Raw genomic sequence first — 16279 nt, 5'->3', positions numbered from 1 at the left:
GCTTTCATTCTACCATAGATAAACAAGCTTTTAGAACCCGTTTCCTTGTTTTCATAGAAAAAAGCTGGGACTATGCCCCAGCTTCAATCTCTTTTAAAACATTAGATAATACACCGTTGACAAACTTACGTGATTGATCATCACTAAAAGTTTTGGCTAATTCAATGGCTTCATTCAATGCGACTGCGGATGGTACATCTTCAATGTACTTCATTTCAAAGATGGCGATACGCAAGATGATCAAATCCATCTTAGAGATACGATTGATGCGCCAGTTTCCTTTGAGGTGCTTCTCAATGGTTTGGTCTAATTCGCCTTTTTTCGCACACACACCGCCAACCAATGTATCTAAATAAACAGGAACAAACTCTGACTCCTCTTCATTGATCATTTCTTTGTGATCCAACTCAATTGCATGGAAAATTGCGTCTTCTTTGGTCAAATCAGCATTAAAATCTAATGGAAATAATGCTTGTAAAGCCATTTCACGAATTTCGTGTCTTGATAATTCTTTATTCATTTTCTTCCTCTTCGTCTTCAAAAAGTTCTTCAATTGCTGGTTGTTCTAGTTTTTCCGGTACGACTGCTACCACATGAACATTGACTTCTGCTAAAGCAATGTCTGTCATGAAAAGAACTTGCTGATTCACGCGTTCTTGCATTTCCATCGCTACTCTGGGAACAGAAACCCCATATTCTAAATAGCAATAAAGATCTACTTTTAACCCATCTTCATCATTTACTAAATAGACACCTTTACCATGCGCTGCACGCCCTAATAATTCCGTTACGTTGCTGGCAAATGTTCCACGCATCCCATAAACGCCTTCTACTTTTGAAGCAGCGATACCAATAATCACTTCAATGACTTCTGGCGCAATGACAATTTCACCAAGCTCTTGAGTCGCATTCAAAACTAAATTTTTGTCCTCTGCCATTTTATCTATTCCTCCTTTTGCCTCTACACAGATTGTTGCCTACGAATGAACCGTTCTTTCACTTATTCTTCATTCGAAACGTATAAAGGTAAACTGTTCACTTGCCTATTTGAGAGTCTTTTTCTCAAACAAATTACGCTTTGTTTTCAAAGCTTGCTGTCTTCTATAGTGTATCATTAAATCAAGTGATTTTCTATAACAAAGTCTGAGTGAATGATGCTTTAGGCTACGCTCATCATAAAATAATCAACTCTTTTGGTGAATGCGTCAACACGCGATTTCCATCAGAAGTAATCAATAAATCATCTTCGATTCTAACGCCACCGATACCTGGTAAGTAAATGCCTGGTTCGTCGGTAATAATATTTCCTGGAACAAATTGTTTCTCAGCTCGAACTGAAACATTGGGTCCTTCATGGATCTCTAAGCCAATTCCATGTCCTGTTGAGTGTCCAAAAGCTTCGCCATAACCATGTTTCGTAATGTAATCTCTAGCTACAGCATCTAGTTGCTTACCGGTAACTCCTGGTTTAGCTACTTCCAGAACTGCTAGTTGGGCTTCAAGAACGATTTGATAAATTTCTTTTAATTGTTCTCCTGGGTCACCAATCGCAAATGTTCGTGTCATATCAGAAACATAACCTTCATAGTAGCATCCAAAATCTATTGTGATCAAATCGCCTTGTTCAATGATTTTTTTGCTAGCAACTCCATGCGGCATAGCTGAGCGTAAACCACTAGCAACGATTGTTTCAAAAGAAACACCTGACGCTCCAAGTGAACGCATATAAAAATCTAATTGGTTGGCAACTTCGATCTCTGTCATTCCCGGTTGAATCATCTTGAGAATATGGTCATATGCCAAATCTGCAATACTACAAGCTTTTTCAATAATCGCAATTTCTTCTTCGTCTTTGATTTCTCGAAGTTCTTCAATCATGCCCGAAATAGGAATCAGTTGCGCATCAATGATCTCTTCTAATACCGAATATTCTAAGAAGGAAACAGTTGTTTCTTCAAAACCAAGTTCACGTAGTCCTTCTTTTTGAACTAAGTCAGCTACTTCTTCAAAAATCGGTCCTACATTTTTGATGATCTCAAATCCTTGAGCTTGAGCTGCTGCTTGCTCGGTATAACGAAAGTCAGTAATAAAAAAGGCTTTTTCCAATGTGATGACCGCTAAGCCTGTCGTACCAGTAAAATTAGTCAAATAACGAAGATTATAAGGACTAGTGATCAAAAATGAATCTAAATTTTCTTCTTGCATCTTTTTACGCAATTTTTCTACTCGTAGCATCATAAATGAAATTCCTTCTTTCTTTGCTCTCTTTTTTCTATTATAGCAAATTTTCTTTCTGACACAGCAGATAAAACAAATTTTCTTAATAAACTTAGTAAAACAAAAATAGTTAAGACAAATCAGTTTCAGATTTGCCTTAACTATTTACTTCTATCTGCAAAACTATTGGCTAAGCGTTAATCTATTTGATTATGATCGTTTCCCAAAAAAGAATGAAACAACTGCCACTAAAATAACTGCGCCTAAAATTGATGGAATAAGTGCCATACCAGCTGCATGTGGTCCCCAGTTACCAAAAATTGCTTGACCGATACTTGAACCAATCAATCCAGCAATGATATTTGTGATACAACCCATAGAATTTCCTTTACTGGTAATTGCTCCAGCAATGGCTCCGATGACTGCACCAACGATTAAAGTCCATATCCAACCCATACTAATAACCTCCTTCTTTACAGTTTCATTCTAGCATAGGAAAATTATTAGGAGCAAATGATTGAACCAGCGTTGAAGCTGACCTAGATAATGACACCGCACACAAAAGAAAAAGCGAAACACAAAACAAAACACGAATGACATGCTGCGAAGAGCATCCATTCGTGTTTTTCTACTTGCGTTTGAAGATACTTTTGACACCACGTTTCACTACATCAAAAAAGCTCAAGGATTGAACCATACGACTAGGATCTACGTATTTTCTGATAGCGCGAAGTACTTTTTTGGGTTCTTTAGAAGAAAATGTATATGTACCATTTTTCTTTGTTTGAATGGCATAGCGCGGAATCCATTTTCCTTTGAACATAACGGATGCGATGACGTAATCAATCTCTTCCCAAGGGATTTGAACAAATTTCCGAGTGTCTCTTGCATGATAAAATTCGAATCCTCGGTCTCCAATCATGATTTTCCCATAATCAGTCAAACCAGTAAACGCAGTGGCATCAATTACCAAATCAACTTTTGTATTGATTGATTGAACCATTTAATCACTCCTATTATTTTATCTATCTAGTATACTATCGTTTCAATGTTGAAATCTCAAGCAGCATCCACTTTTTGATAAAAAAAGCTCGGGGCTACGCCCGAGCTAGATTCTTATTATAAAAGACCAACAACATGGCCAACTACACCGACAACGAATAGACCTAAGATAATGACAATTGGAGAAACTTTTTTCTTCAATAACCACATGCATAGTAATGTCAATGCTAAAGCAGCTAACCCTGGGATCAATTGATCTAAGTTATCTTGTAAAGTTGTTACTTTTTCAGGACTAAGTGCTAGACCACTGTTTACTTGTTCAAAAGCACTCTTGATTCCTTCGCCACCAGCAGGTAATTTATCCCACTCAACGTAAGCACCTTTATCTAACTTAACAGTTGATACAACTGGCAAGAATTTAATCGATACCCACCGCTGTACTAAGGCGGCTAATACGAACATCCCTAAGATAGATGCACCTTTTGTTACGTCTTGCAATAATCCACCAGATAAATCATCTGTGATTTTAGAACCAGCTTTGTAACCAAATTCTTGTGTATACCACATGAATGACCAACGAATAATGTTCCAACCTAAGAAGAAGATGATTGGTCCAAGAATATTACCACCCATTGCTAGAGAAGCACCAAGAGCTCCTAACATCGGACGAACAGTAAACCAGAATACTGGGTCACCAACACCAGCAAGAGGTCCCATCATACCAACTTTAACCCCTTGGATCGCTACATCGTCAACAGGAGCGCCATTTGCGCGTTCTTCTTCTAATGCTAGCGTAACACCCAAGATAGGTGAAGCAATATATGGATGTGTGTTGAAAAATTCTAAGTGACGTTTAAGAGCTGCTGTGCGCTCTTCTTTCGTTTTGTATAATTTTTTGATTGCTGGGATCATTGAGAAAGCCCAACCACCATTTTGCATACGTTCATAGTTCCATGAACCTTGAATGAAGGTAGAACGCCATGCAACAGCTAAACGGTCTCTTTTAGATAAAGTAATTTTTTCTTCTGCCATTTTTATTTTCCTCCTTCAAGATTAATAGTCATTCAAAATGTCGCCTAGAGGGTCACCTGAGTTGCTTCCTCCGCCACCATTTGAAGAGCCTCCCATTTTAGAAAGGTTCAAGTAGATAAGAGCTAAAGCAACACCTAAAGCACCTAGGGCAATCAATGTTAATTGAGTAATTGCAGCTACAACAAAACCGATAACGAAGAATGGCCATACTTCTTTAGTTGCCATCATGTTGATTACTAATGCGTAACCTACAGCAACAACCATTCCCCCACCAATAGCCATACCGTCTGTTAACCATGCAGGCATTGATTCTAAGAAAGATTGAACAGTTTGAGCTGGGATGAATAATAATGCTCCAGCAGGAATTGCAATACGGATACCTTGTAAACATACTGCAATGATGTGCCACATTTCAACTTTGCGGATGTTACCTTCTTCAGCAGCAGCATCCATCAAGTGAACGATAGGAACAGCGATTGTACGTACGATCATTGTTAAGAACAAACCAGCAACAGCAAGTGGTACTGCGATAGCAATAGCTGATGGAACGCCTCGAACACCTTGACCACCTAATACTAAAATAATTGCAGATGCAACTGATGCCAATGCAGCATCTGGTGCTACAGCAGCTCCGATATTTGCCCAGCCAAGAGCGATCATTTGAAGAGTACCACCTAATACGATACCTGCTTCAAGGTTACCTGTTACTAAACCTATTAATGTACATGCCACTAGAGGTTGATGAAATTGGAATTCATCCAGAATCCCTTCCATCCCTGCTAGAAAGGCAACGAATACGACTAAAATCATTGAAATAATAGACATGATAAGCCTCCTATAAATATTAGTTTTTTGAATTATGCTTTAGATAATTCAGACTTAGCTTTTTTAAGAATTTCGTCCATATTGTCGCGAGAGTCATTTGGTACTTTACGTACATCAAATTTAACTCCTTTGCTTTCTAGTTTTTCAAATGCCTCTACGTCTTCAGGGCCCATTGATAAAACTTTACTTACGACAACTTTCCCAACTGAGTGGGCCATTGAACCTACGTTTAATTCTTGGATGTCAACGCCGCCTTCAACAGCTGTCAACACGTCTTCAGGATTTTCAAACAATAGCAAAGCTTTTGTATTCCCAAATCTTGGATCCTTAGCAACTTCGATCATTTTAGAAATTGGGATAACGTTTGCTTTAACCCCTGGAGGAGCAGCTTGTTCGATCAATTTCTTACGTAAATCATCTTTTGATACAGCATCTGAAACAACGATGATCCGATTTGGTTGAACAGCTTTTGTCCATGCAGTAGCAACTTGACCATGTAATAAACGTGAGTCAACACGTGCTAAAACATATTTAATCTTACCGTCGCCAACTACTGTTCCTTCAGGTAATGCACCTTTAGGTTGTCCATCAGAAACTTCTGCTTTTGGTGCTTCTTGTGGTTCAAGCTCTTCTGGCTTCACTTTCACACCATCTTTTGCTGTTTCAATGATATGTGCTGCAATTTCTTGAGCAGATTCCATTGAAAAACGTGACGCATAAGCTTCGATCAACATAGGCAAGTTCAAACCACTAACAATTGCCCATTTGTCTTTGTGTTCTTCAAACAATGTGTTTGATTGATTGAACGGTGTTCCGCCCCATAAATCAACTAAGAACAATACTTCGTCTTGATTATCAAAAGAAGCAACAGCCTCTTCTAATTTGGCTCTCAAGTCATCTGGACCTTCGCTTGGTTTTAAAATGACTGCTTTGACGTTTTCTTGTTCGCCAAAAATCATTGAACCTGATTGCAAGATACCTTCAGCAAATTGTCCATGACTTGCAAGGATAATCCCTACCATATTTATACCTCCTACTTCTTTTTGTTGTAACAAATCAAATATTAAAATAATTGCTAACCATTACAACAGATGAATTTGACCATTTTCCAACAACAATATTATGCCTTTTTGGCTTTTGCTAGTAATTCCATCAAAAGGATCTTTCTATCTGCGGGTACTTTGCGAATTTCTAATTCTACACCTTGCTGATTCAAGAATTGGAACGATGCAATATCTTTATGGTCGACTGACACAAAATTTGTAATCATCGTCTTCCCCTCAGAAAAACTCATCCCACCGATATTCAATGAATCCAGCTGTACACCACTTAAGACAATTTTCTCAACGTCTTGAGGATTAGTGAATAAAAGCATCACTTTCGTCGTTGCTAGTAAACCGCTTTGATAAACTTGAATCATTTTTTTCACCGTGATCACATTTGCGATGATCCCTGGTGGAGCAGCTTCTTTTAAAAGAAACTTTCTCAATTTATCTTGGGCTACTAAATCACTAATAACAATGATGCGTTCCACGCCGGTCAATTTTGACCAGACCGTTGCAACTTGTCCATGGATCAAACGATCATCTATACGCGCTAACCGAATATCCATCAGCAAATCTCCTTTTGTTAAACTACTTCACAGAAACCCCTCTCATTTTCTGTGTGTATAACCATCTATTGGCACATTTATATAAAAGCAAGAACCGTGCCAACTTTTTATCAATACACTAAAGGGTTTTAAGGCGTTTCGAAGCAATACACAAAAAGATACACTAATAACAGTGTATCTTTTTTGTGTATTTTTCATTTAGTGTATTCATTTTTTGCCAATTCATTACGAATCAGCTTTAATGAATAATAAACTTCAGATGAAGGTGTTTCAAATCTGATGGTCTTTTCCAACGGGGATAACAATTGTTGGATAGACGAAAACAATGGATCTTCCATCGCTTTTTCCAGTTCGTCTGATTCAACATTCAATGGCTCGTTTAATAAAATCCGTTCAATCATCCCCACTGTGTGTAAAACTAAATTGATTTTAAAACTATATCCATGATTCTCAATCGATAGCTTCTCAGACACTTGATCACTAAAATTCCATAAAGGATCAATCAATTTGGTTCCATTGATAAATGTAAAATTTTGTTCAATAAATTTCACACAAGTCTGTTTTGCAGTTTCTTCACTCAATGGCACTTCTTCTGTTTCATCTAATTCTGCCTCAAGTAATAATTGATCTAAAATCAACTCGATATTTTGATCGATAAACCGCTCCAATGGAATAAATGGCGCAGCAATCTGCGGATCTGTAATTCCAGTAGTCGCAATGACTTGGTAATTTTCGATTAATTTAGGCAATTCTTTTTCCAATTCTAAAACAGAGAGTGCCAAAACAGTCAACTCGACATCTTGCCGTTTACTTACAGAACGTTCGATCAATTCTTTGATTCGTTGTGCGGTTCCTTCACCAGATGCACAAATAGCTAAGATGGCTTTTTTTCTGAGTGCGGTCGGTTCAGGTGTTTTTTCCATCGAAATTTCTGCATAACCACGGAAATTTTTCAAGGAATCGTATAACATATCTAAATCCGTACCTAACACAGAAACTTTGCGAACCGTCTCTAATACCAAAGAGGTCGTCACCATGTCAACTGTCCGCACAGGAATTCCTGTATCTCGCTGAATCTGAGAATTAAATGAAGCAAGCGAACCCATATCCACTAATAAGATCGTTCCACTGCCTTCATCCACCTCTTGCACCATTCGTTCGATCCGACTAAGCGCCGTTTTAGGATCCATATCCAATGGCATATCGACCGATCGTACATTGTCTGCATCTAATAATTGTTGGACCACTTGAACCATGCTGCTTGCTGTACTATTACCATGTGCTGCCACGACTACCCCAATACGACCGCTTGCTTGATTTGCTCTTAGCGACACAAGCAAGACAGTGAGATAGTAATCTTCGCTATCTGGAATCGTTACTTGGAAATACTCCTCAATATACTTTCTAACTTCTTTCGCTACTTCATATTCCACTGGAAAATCAATTGCCATTTCACGTATATTATCATTCGTATGGCGCTCTTCACCGATATTGATTCTTTTTAAAAAAGAACTGATATGCAGACTCATTGCGTAGATAAAATTTTGCTGAAACTCATATGGCAAGGCATTTTTTACCATTATATATATTTGATTGGTGACTTCGATGATTTTAGGATCAACAAACTCAGCTAGTTTGTTATCGGCATTGAACGAGAATCCATGATCCTTGTAAAAAGATTTCAAATGGATGTTGATATCCGTTGAAATAAAATGATTGATGGCTTCTTGATCTAATCCGTCAGACTTTAATAGTGCTGCTTTGTCCCCAATAATGTCATAAAGGTTATAGGGTAGTTCATAAGAATCAGATTGAATCTTCATGATTGTGTCGTTAGGATACACCGTAATTTTGGGCTCCAATAGCTTCGATAGTTCGGACATCGCTACTCGATTACTTGCTAATTGGATCAATCCACTTCTAATCCCTTCCGTCAAATCATCGATCGTAATCGAGATTTCAGGAGAATTGATATGATTTAAAAAACCACGAGCGCAAATCAATTGGATATTCGATTTTAACTGACCGATGTTCCCATAGGTTACACTACCGATCAACGCTTTAACAACATCTTCAGTTAGCGAAATTTGCCGCTGGATACGGTTGGCTTCATGGGCGATCATAATTTTAACCAGGTCGATTTTTTCATTTGCAGGGCGTTTTTCAAAAGATGGCAACTTGATATTGATCGGTATTCTTCGAACAAAGGTCTCTAATAGAGAAGAACCAGGATCCTCAGTTGTTGCACCCACGATCCGAACATTTGCTTCATGAGATTTTGTTGTTTCTCCTAATCGACTATAGGTACCATGATCCATGAAGTAAAAGATCATTTCTTGCCCTTCAGGTGGTAACCGGTGAATTTCATCTAGGAACAACATTCCTCCATCTGCTTGGTCAATGATTCCGGTTTTTTCCTCTTCTGCTCCAGTAAAAGCACCTTTGACATATCCAAACAAGTGACTCATCAATAATTCCGGGTTATTAGCGTAGTCGGCACAGTTAAAGACGATCAACTCGTTGTCTTCACTAATGACGTGATTGGCTTTGGCAAAATGAAACATCGCATGTGCAAAGTAGGTTTTCCCCGATCCAGTTGGTCCAGTGATCAAACAATTCAGACCTCTCGGCGGATATAAAATGGCGGCTTTCGCTTGCTCAACCGAGTTTTTCATACTCCCATTTGCGCCAATGATCTTAGCAAAAATATCTTTCGTATCAATCTGAATCCTTGCTTTTTCTACTGGTACTCTTTCTTCTTTATAGCTTATGACATGTTTGGCGGTCGGTTGTTCATAGGCAACATTTTTTTGATATATGTAACGTACAGGTCGTCCATCGGTTTTCAACAATTTTCCTTCACGTACCAACTGATTCAAATCTTTACTACTATTGGTCCGTTGGATTCCTAAAACCTCAGCTATCTCTTTCGTTGTGACCCCCTGATCATATTCAATCGGTTTTAGATGAGCCGTTTTTTCTTTGACATACGTATAAATTCGATCAATGCGCTTCGCCATTTGGTTTCGCCCCTTTTTCATTAACTGGCTTCAAAACATAATACTATAAATTTAATTCCATTTCGTCAACTATTTACAGTAAATATCTCTTATTAAAAGAAGTATTGACTGGATCAGCTACTCTTTGCCTCATTAGAATTATCCAAAAACGTCCCCTTCAACTTAAAGCTTTTCTTTAAAATGATCGGATCGAAGTGCTTGCGCCGATAAACCATTTTATCTATTGTAATGAAACACAGACAAAAAAGCTCTCCTCTTAATCAACAAGAGAGAACTTTTTTCATTGAGTTTAGTTCATTGTTTATTCAATTTATTCTGTTTATTGAGTGCTCGGATAAACAATCACTTCCAATTCAATATTTTCTAGTGAACTTTTATTAACTCCGATCGTATAACCTAAACACTTGTCTTCTATAATAATACGCTCATCATACCATCTAATTATTCTTCATTTTTACTATCAAGTATGGTCAAAGTACGGTCATAAAAAAAGCTTTTAAAATACCCATTTCCTTTTACCAAATTATCTGTTTTTTCAGGAACATTAAAATAGAGAATTTTGTTTAACGGTTTATGAACCCACTCCATTCTGCACAAAAAGAAAATACATATAGTTACTATTAGAATCGTAATACTCTGCGGTACACCAAAACTTTTAATAAACAAATCCAAATGAAGTTTATCATTCACTATTCTGACGATAGGTATATGCAACATATATATGATCAAGGATAATTCTCCAAAACTCGTAATAAACAGTCGTTTATTACTTATCAAAGCAACCAAACTACTGATTATAAGGAAGACTGCAATATAGTAAATAAATCGGAAAAAACCACCATAAAGACCTACTAATTCGCTTACATTCGCATAAGCATTTCTACCGGTCAAAAATCCCATCGTCAGCGAGGTGCCATATAACTTAAAATAAACGACAAAAAAACTTCCTGACAAAAGGAACAACGCGCACAACTTGATCTTAAAATTGTTTAGATAATTTGACATTTTTTGATAATCAATTAAGTATCCAGCATAAAAAAATGGAAAGAAAGTTAAGATTCTTGAAGAACATAGAAAATCTCCCAAATTTGCATCATATCCTGCCAAACAACCAATTACAACAGCTATGCCTAGCACCCAGTATTTGTCATATCCATCAATAACCATGCTGATTAATTGAAAAGCAAAAATAGCAAAACAATACCACGGCAGTCCGCTTTCTGTTAAAAAGGAAAAGCTTAAAGAACCTGAAGAGAGAAAAGTGCTAATCAAAAATATAATTTTTAAAATGAAAAACCATTTGAGATATCTAAAACTTTTACGGAAATCCTTGTTACGAATTGTATTCTTGCTGAATAGACCAGAAACAAAGATGAATGCTGGCATATGAAACATATATATCCAATAGTTAATTTTCATTAACAAGTCGCTCTTTTGATTCGCCCGATCAATTAAATGACCTACTACAACCAGGAAAATTAATAAAGCCTTTAAATTGTCCCATTTATACAAACGCTTTGAAACGTTATTTAAATTCATTTTTTCATTCATCACTCCTTTTTAAATCCCAGTATACAATACAACATTCACAAATAGTAGTGATTTTTTCCACTCATATATTGTTATACTTCAAACGAGAAACGTTTTTTATTTTTTTCAAACCGATCATTTAGAATGACGTTTGTTTTTTTAATATGTAATTTCCATTTTAACTAATGATAAGCACAGGATTTTGAATAAAAAAGTAAAGAATGGTATTGATTTTTATGTTTAAGCACCTTTTTTGTCAACCGTTTTCATTAAAAGTCATAAAAAAAGCTCTATCCTTTACGTAATAAGGGATAGAGCAAACTGTTCATTAAGCTTCTTGAGCTACTGGATAAACAGACACTTGTTTTTTGTCGCGGCCTTTACGTTCGAAACGTACTACTCCGTCAACTTTAGCAAATAAAGTGTCGTCTCCACCAATACCCACGTTCACACCTGGATAAATTTTTGTACCGCGTTGACGGTAAAGAATTGATCCACCTGTAACTGTTTGTCCGTCAGCGCGTTTAGCACCTAGACGTTTTGATTCTGAGTCGCGTCCGTTAGATGTAGAACCGCCACCTTTTTTGTGGGCAAAGAATTGTAGATTCATTGATAACAACATGGTCTGCACCTCCTATTTATCATTAATTGTTTTAATTTGGATATATTCTGAATTTTCAGCTTCTATCGATTGTAATCCCAACAAGAGATTTTCTAATAGAATCTCGGCAATATTGTTTTGCTCTTGTGTCAATCCTGAAGTGACTTCGGTATATAAATAACCGCCCTCTTCTTCATTCATTTCGACAATCGGTTCAAAACCAGCTAATGAGGCAATCCCATTGACAGTACTGATCGCTAATGCAGAAACTCCTGCACAGACGATATCACTCCCATAAGGACCAGCATCAGCATGCCCTGTCAAAGTAAATGAAACGATTTGACCAGCGTCATTACGTTTAAATGTTCCTTTGATCATTATTCAGGCCTTCTTTCTCAAGCGCTAATTAAGCGTTGATCGCGTCGATAACCACTTTTGTGTATGGTTGACGGTGACCTTGTTTACGGTGTGAATGTTTTTTAGGTTTGTATTTGAAAGTAACGACTTTCTTTTGTTTGCCGTGTTTTTCAACAGTACCTTCAACAGTTGCACCAGAAATAATTGGAGCGCCTACTTTTGTAGTTTCGCCACCTACTAAGATAACTTCGTCAAAAACAACTTTTTCACCTGCTTCAACGTCAAGTTTTTCAACGTAGATTGCTTGTCCAACTTCAACTTTTACTTGTTTACCACCAGTTTTAATAATTGCGTACATGCTATAAAGCACCTCCTTATAATAGACTTAGACTCGCCATCCAGAGTGACAGTTACCTGTACTTACAAACTCGTTCTGTGCGGTTGTAGCTGTGGAGTCCACAATTACAACAGTACTAGATTACCAGAAACTAGCGCATTCGTCAACTCTAGATTCTAGAACTTTTCTTAAGTCAATCAATCGCAATTTTCACTTTTGCTCATTATAATGTTAGTGAAGACGAAGGAGGTAAACGAATGATCTATCCTGATGAATTGGTTCAAGAAGCAACGATTCGTATGCAAGGTCGTGCGGTAGAAGGTTTCGTTGCTGGTCAAGGCCCACTCCACCCAAAACTCATGCTGGTAGGTGAAGCTCCTGGCAAAACAGAAATCGATAATCATATTCCTTTTAGCGGACAAGCAGGCAAAGAACTAATGCAAACTCTTGCTCTAGCTGGTTTGACAAGAGAAGATGTTTATATTACTAGTGCAGTCAGAAGTCGACCTTATCGGACAGTCCAACGACTCAATAAACGAACTCAGCAAGCAGAAACTGTTTATCCGAATCGGACACCAACGAAAGCGGAAGTATTCGCTCATGCGCCGATCCTAGATTATGAAATCGAACATGTCGAGCCCCATTTGATTGCTACATTAGGCAATATCGGTTTGCAACGGTTATTAGGTTCTGCTTATACGATTTCTAAAAATCATGGTCAGCTTTATACTGGGCCTATTTTAAAACTGAATCAACAAAAAGATGCTTACGAGTGGAGTGATAAAAGCTACCAGATCCTCCCGCTTTTCCATCCTGCAGCTATTTTTTACAATCGAACATTGGCTGACGTGATCCGCAAAGACTGGCTTACCTTAGCAAACTATCTCGAGAAAGATCCTAGCAATCAATAGCCACAGCTTCCATAGGTAAAAAATCCCGAAACAGAAAAAAGCTGTTTCGGGATTTTTGAATTTTTATAGCTTATTTTAATTTAACACTGCAAAAAACACTTTGTTTGCCCTGCTTCTCAAAAACATTTCTCCTGTTCATGACTGATTACGTATATTGTTCATGCAGCGCTGAGAGTGCGTGCGCTACTGTTTGGTGTTGCTCAAAGCCAGCTTTTTGCCATAAATGCTGTAGTTGTTTTTCTACTTCTGGTTGTAGCGAGGTGTAAATAATCGTTTGTTCTCGCATTTCAGCTTTTTCTTGAAACTCATCAAAAACAGCCCGGGCAGTTAAATCAATACTTGGAACACCACGCATAGAAAAAATGATCCCCTCTTTTTGATTTAAATCAGCTAATGTATTTTTTAATTTTTCAGCAGACATAAAAAAGAGTGGTCCGCTAATATAGACAACTGTCCAATTATCTAATTTTTTCGTTTCTGGCAAATCCATTCGTTCCCAATCGATTGTTTCAACCGAAATCGTGATTGCCGCACTTTTGATCACAAAGAAAATACAGCCACCGATAATGCCGATGACGATCGCAATACTTAAGTCAAAAATCACGGTACATCCCATAGTAATCAAAAATAATAAGATGCCAGACCAATATCTCTTAGTGAACAAGACGTTGATCGTTTCCCATTCATTCATGCGCCAAGCAGTAACAATCAACACTCCAGCCAAAGCTGGCATAGGAATGTTTGACATAATTGGTGCAAAAATAATCATAGATAAAAACAAAACCAAAGCATGAATGATACCAGCTAAACGAGTCTGTGCCCCTGATTTAATTGCCACACTTGTTCGGGCAATCGCAGCTGTCGCTGGAATGCCTCCAAAAAATGGTAAAACTAGATTTCCGATTCCTTGCGCAACAAGTTCTTGGTTGCTGTCCAATGGTTTGTTTGCCATTCGTCCCGCAGAAGCACCACAGAGCAAACTTTCCACCATGCCAAGCAAGGCAATGCTAATCGCTGGCACCATCACTTCTTTTAAAGAATCAAGATGAAAGGCTGCAAACGTTAAGCGATCGCTACTGATCAACGTCTGTGGAATTTTTCCCACGGTTGCTATCGGCAAGTGAAACAAGAACATCGCAACCGTTGCAAGAATAATTGCCATCAAAGAACTTGGTATAGTTTGAGCCCATTTTTTGGGGTAGATAATCATTCCGATGATCACTAATAATCCCATAATAAAGGAGGAAAAATTTATCGAAAAGCCAAAGGTCTGATAGCTGAGAAACTTCTCAATCACATTTGCACCTTCTGAATGGACACCAAACAAGTTATCCACTTGACCCAAGGCAATGATAATAGCAATTCCCGAAGTAAATCCAGTAATCACTGGAGCTGGAATAAAAGAGGTCAATGTTCCTAATCTAAAAATGCCTGCCACTAGCAATAATAGTCCTGCTAAAAATGTCGCCAGTAACACCCCAGACATCCCTTGAGTAGCTGCAATCGACATCAAGATCGCAGCCATTGCGCCTGTTGGTCCTGAAATTTGATAAAAACCACCTGACAAGCCACCAATAATAAGTCCTGCAATAACCGCTGTAATTAATCCTGCCGCAGCATTTGCACCACTGGACACGCCAAACGCCAACGCTAAAGGTAAAGCTACTGCAGCTACAGTAATACCAGCTAATAAATCTTTTTGGAATTTTTGACGATCATATCCGTCAAATTCTTCATTTAGTAAAAAAATATACTTTTTGAACAACCTAGAGACTCCTTTTTTATAAAAATTTTATGAAACACGCAACTACTAGAATAGCATATTTTTCTAACTCATGTCAGCTTTTTCACAAAGTTATAGGCGTTTTCATGAAAATTTTTATAAAATAAGATTAACTCAAATCAAAAGAGTCAGTAATCCAATGATTGCCAGACCACCTTGTTTCAAAATAATTAGTTTGTCACTAGTGATACTACCGTAAGCTGCGACCAATACAATATAAATCAATAACAAACTTGCCATTTCTTTTGGTGCAGACGAAATATAAGCGGCATACAATAAACCAATACCTAACAATCCATTATAAACACCTTGATTTTTAAATAACGTTTGTACCGACGAATTACTTAATTCTTTTTGACTCATTTTAAATACTCTGCCAGTTGCTTTAGAAGTTGTAGCAAAGGTTTCTAAATACATGATATAAAAAAATTCAATTGCAACTAATGTAATGATAATTTGTGAAATAATCGACATATTTTCTCCCCCTATTCATTTCTGCTTATCGGCTTAGAATAAGTATAGCCGAACCGTTCAAAAATAAAAAAACAAACACACTTGTAGCGATTAAAAAAGCCTTGGATCCCCTGATATCAAACATCATCCACCTATAGAGGATGGACTGATTTCTGCTTAAACGAAGTTAAAATACACGAATGTATGAATTTGTAGAGTAAAAATTTTACCTACTCCTTTTACTTAGAAAAACATCCAATATATTCTTTTTTAACACATACCTAGGTCCTACCTGATTAGACTGCGTATCATAAGAATACTTGCTACGTACCCATTTGGTCCAACTACCAGAACAAAGAAAAACCGGTAGAAACTTTCATTTCTACCGGTTTTGGTTTTTTTTTACGTCACAGGAGGGATTCGAACCCCCGACCGTCCGCTTAGAAGGCGGATGCTCTATCCAGCTGAGCTACTATGACAGCTTTTTCGGAACAAAAATAATTATATAGAATCATTTTGGTTCTGTCAATATGAAATAGTTATTTTATCAATAAAAAAGATTGCTCAATAGAAAGCGTTCCTCTTTTACCTAGTGTCCG

The 16279-nt window shown here is 37.5% G+C and carries 17 protein-coding genes, 1 tRNA gene and 1 other annotated feature; of the genes, 1 reads left to right on the top strand and 17 read right to left on the bottom strand.

Annotation, left to right across the window (positions count from 1 at the left end; translation table 11 throughout):
* Positions 1 to 70: 70 nt before the first annotated feature.
* The 14 genes from nusB to rplU form a co-directional block, all read right to left on the bottom strand.
* Positions 71 to 520: a transcription antitermination factor NusB gene (gene nusB, locus IGJ27_RS03410; RefSeq protein WP_010719795.1), complete on the bottom strand. Its 450-nt coding sequence runs from the start codon at positions 518 to 520 to the stop codon at positions 71 to 73.
* Positions 513 to 938 (bottom strand): Asp23/Gls24 family envelope stress response protein, encoded by a 426-nt coding sequence (locus tag IGJ27_RS03405; RefSeq protein WP_010719796.1) that lies wholly within the window; start codon positions 936 to 938, stop codon positions 513 to 515. The genes nusB and IGJ27_RS03405 overlap by 8 nt, the downstream gene beginning before the upstream one ends.
* Positions 939 to 1173: 235 nt before the next feature.
* Positions 1174 to 2238 (bottom strand): M24 family metallopeptidase, encoded by a 1065-nt coding sequence (locus tag IGJ27_RS03400; protein WP_010719797.1) that lies wholly within the window; start codon positions 2236 to 2238, stop codon positions 1174 to 1176.
* Positions 2239 to 2427: 189 nt separating this feature from the next.
* Positions 2428 to 2673, bottom strand: a complete 246-nt coding sequence (locus tag IGJ27_RS03395; protein ID WP_010719798.1) for a GlsB/YeaQ/YmgE family stress response membrane protein — start codon at positions 2671 to 2673, stop codon at positions 2428 to 2430.
* A 172-nt stretch (positions 2674 to 2845) separates the two neighbouring features.
* Positions 2846 to 3220 carry a DUF956 family protein gene (locus IGJ27_RS03390; RefSeq protein WP_010719799.1) on the bottom strand — a complete coding sequence of 125 codons (375 nt, stop codon included), beginning with the start codon at positions 3218 to 3220 and terminating at the stop codon, positions 2846 to 2848.
* 116 nt (positions 3221 to 3336) lie between these two features.
* Positions 3337 to 4251, bottom strand: coding sequence for a PTS system mannose/fructose/sorbose family transporter subunit IID (locus IGJ27_RS03385; RefSeq protein WP_010719800.1), 915 nt, complete (start codon positions 4249 to 4251; stop codon positions 3337 to 3339).
* Between the two features lie 21 nt (positions 4252 to 4272).
* Positions 4273 to 5076 carry a PTS mannose/fructose/sorbose transporter subunit IIC gene (locus IGJ27_RS03380; RefSeq protein WP_010719801.1) on the bottom strand — a complete coding sequence of 268 codons (804 nt, stop codon included), beginning with the start codon at positions 5074 to 5076 and terminating at the stop codon, positions 4273 to 4275.
* Between the two features lie 32 nt (positions 5077 to 5108).
* The gene (locus tag IGJ27_RS03375; RefSeq protein ID WP_010719802.1) at positions 5109 to 6098 is read right to left on the bottom strand and encodes a mannose/fructose/sorbose PTS transporter subunit IIA; all 990 of its coding nucleotides are present in this window, start codon (positions 6096 to 6098) and stop codon (positions 5109 to 5111) included.
* Positions 6099 to 6196: 98 nt separating this feature from the next.
* On the bottom strand, positions 6197 to 6688 hold the full coding sequence (locus IGJ27_RS03370) for a mannose/fructose/sorbose PTS transporter subunit IIB (protein ID WP_010719803.1): 492 nt from the start codon (positions 6686 to 6688) through the stop codon (positions 6197 to 6199).
* 194 nt (positions 6689 to 6882) lie between these two features.
* Complete coding sequence (locus IGJ27_RS03365; protein WP_178306111.1) at positions 6883 to 9708, bottom strand: sigma 54-interacting transcriptional regulator; 2826 nt, start codon at positions 9706 to 9708, stop codon at positions 6883 to 6885.
* A gap of 441 nt (positions 9709 to 10149) precedes the next feature.
* Complete coding sequence (locus IGJ27_RS03360) at positions 10150 to 11259, bottom strand: acyltransferase family protein (protein ID WP_063626741.1); 1110 nt, start codon at positions 11257 to 11259, stop codon at positions 10150 to 10152.
* A gap of 307 nt (positions 11260 to 11566) precedes the next feature.
* Positions 11567 to 11860 carry a 50S ribosomal protein L27 gene (rpmA, locus tag IGJ27_RS03355; protein ID WP_010719806.1) on the bottom strand — a complete coding sequence of 98 codons (294 nt, stop codon included), beginning with the start codon at positions 11858 to 11860 and terminating at the stop codon, positions 11567 to 11569.
* Between the two features lie 12 nt (positions 11861 to 11872).
* On the bottom strand, positions 11873 to 12217 hold the full coding sequence (locus tag IGJ27_RS03350; RefSeq protein ID WP_010719807.1) for a ribosomal-processing cysteine protease Prp: 345 nt from the start codon (positions 12215 to 12217) through the stop codon (positions 11873 to 11875).
* Between the two features lie 28 nt (positions 12218 to 12245).
* On the bottom strand, positions 12246 to 12554 hold the full coding sequence (rplU, locus tag IGJ27_RS03345; protein ID WP_010719808.1) for a 50S ribosomal protein L21: 309 nt from the start codon (positions 12552 to 12554) through the stop codon (positions 12246 to 12248).
* A 19-nt stretch (positions 12555 to 12573) separates the two neighbouring features.
* Positions 12574 to 12649 (bottom strand) — a sequence feature (ribosomal protein L21 leader region).
* A gap of 141 nt (positions 12650 to 12790) precedes the next feature.
* Here rplU and IGJ27_RS03340 point away from each other — a divergent pair.
* A complete protein-coding gene (locus IGJ27_RS03340) occupies positions 12791 to 13444 on the top strand; it encodes a uracil-DNA glycosylase (RefSeq protein ID WP_010719809.1) in 654 nt (217 codons plus the stop codon).
* Positions 13445 to 13589: 145 nt separating this feature from the next.
* On the opposite strand, the gene IGJ27_RS03335 is transcribed toward IGJ27_RS03340, so the two are convergent.
* The 3 genes from IGJ27_RS03335 to IGJ27_RS03325 all read right to left on the bottom strand — a co-directional run bounded on the left by IGJ27_RS03335 (position 13590) and on the right by IGJ27_RS03325 (position 16159).
* Positions 13590 to 15209, bottom strand: a complete 1620-nt coding sequence (locus IGJ27_RS03335; RefSeq protein WP_034698791.1) for a SulP family inorganic anion transporter — start codon at positions 15207 to 15209, stop codon at positions 13590 to 13592.
* A gap of 132 nt (positions 15210 to 15341) precedes the next feature.
* The gene (locus tag IGJ27_RS03330; protein ID WP_178306112.1) at positions 15342 to 15701 is read right to left on the bottom strand and encodes a DUF1304 domain-containing protein; all 360 of its coding nucleotides are present in this window, start codon (positions 15699 to 15701) and stop codon (positions 15342 to 15344) included.
* 384 nt (positions 15702 to 16085) lie between these two features.
* Positions 16086 to 16159 (bottom strand) — tRNA-Arg (locus tag IGJ27_RS03325).
* Positions 16160 to 16279: the final 120 nt, after the last annotated feature.

The organism is Enterococcus sp. DIV1726a (genome assembly GCF_051710985.1).
Classification (GTDB): domain Bacteria; phylum Bacillota; class Bacilli; order Lactobacillales; family Enterococcaceae; genus Enterococcus_B; species Enterococcus_B hirae.
This window is presented reverse-complemented; position numbering and strand designations above follow the sequence as displayed.

Coding starts and splice junctions, on each gene's coding strand:
- IGJ27_RS03395 (WP_010719798.1), bottom strand. CDS start 2,673: ATGGGTTGGATATGGACTTTAATCGTTGGTGCAGTCATCGGAGCCATT.
- IGJ27_RS03365 (WP_178306111.1), bottom strand. CDS start 9,708: ATGGCGAAGCGCATTGATCGAATTTATACGTATGTCAAAGAAAAAACG.
- nusB (WP_010719795.1), bottom strand. CDS start 520: ATGAATAAAGAATTATCAAGACACGAAATTCGTGAAATGGCTTTACAA.
- rpmA (WP_010719806.1), bottom strand. CDS start 11,860: ATGTTGTTATCAATGAATCTACAATTCTTTGCCCACAAAAAAGGTGGC.
- IGJ27_RS03400 (WP_010719797.1), bottom strand. CDS start 2,238: ATGATGCTACGAGTAGAAAAATTGCGTAAAAAGATGCAAGAAGAAAAT.
- IGJ27_RS03370 (WP_010719803.1), bottom strand. CDS start 6,688: ATGGATATTCGGTTAGCGCGTATAGATGATCGTTTGATCCATGGACAA.
- IGJ27_RS03405 (WP_010719796.1), bottom strand. CDS start 938: ATGGCAGAGGACAAAAATTTAGTTTTGAATGCGACTCAAGAGCTTGGT.
- IGJ27_RS03330 (WP_178306112.1), bottom strand. CDS start 15,701: ATGTCGATTATTTCACAAATTATCATTACATTAGTTGCAATTGAATTT.
- IGJ27_RS03350 (WP_010719807.1), bottom strand. CDS start 12,217: ATGATCAAAGGAACATTTAAACGTAATGACGCTGGTCAAATCGTTTCA.
- IGJ27_RS03375 (WP_010719802.1), bottom strand. CDS start 6,098: ATGGTAGGGATTATCCTTGCAAGTCATGGACAATTTGCTGAAGGTATC.
- IGJ27_RS03380 (WP_010719801.1), bottom strand. CDS start 5,076: ATGTCTATTATTTCAATGATTTTAGTCGTATTCGTTGCCTTTCTAGCA.
- IGJ27_RS03340 (WP_010719809.1), top strand. CDS start 12,791: ATGATCTATCCTGATGAATTGGTTCAAGAAGCAACGATTCGTATGCAA.
- IGJ27_RS03385 (WP_010719800.1), bottom strand. CDS start 4,251: ATGGCAGAAGAAAAAATTACTTTATCTAAAAGAGACCGTTTAGCTGTT.
- rplU (WP_010719808.1), bottom strand. CDS start 12,554: ATGTACGCAATTATTAAAACTGGTGGTAAACAAGTAAAAGTTGAAGTT.
- IGJ27_RS03390 (WP_010719799.1), bottom strand. CDS start 3,220: ATGGTTCAATCAATCAATACAAAAGTTGATTTGGTAATTGATGCCACT.
- IGJ27_RS03360 (WP_063626741.1), bottom strand. CDS start 11,259: ATGAATGAAAAAATGAATTTAAATAACGTTTCAAAGCGTTTGTATAAA.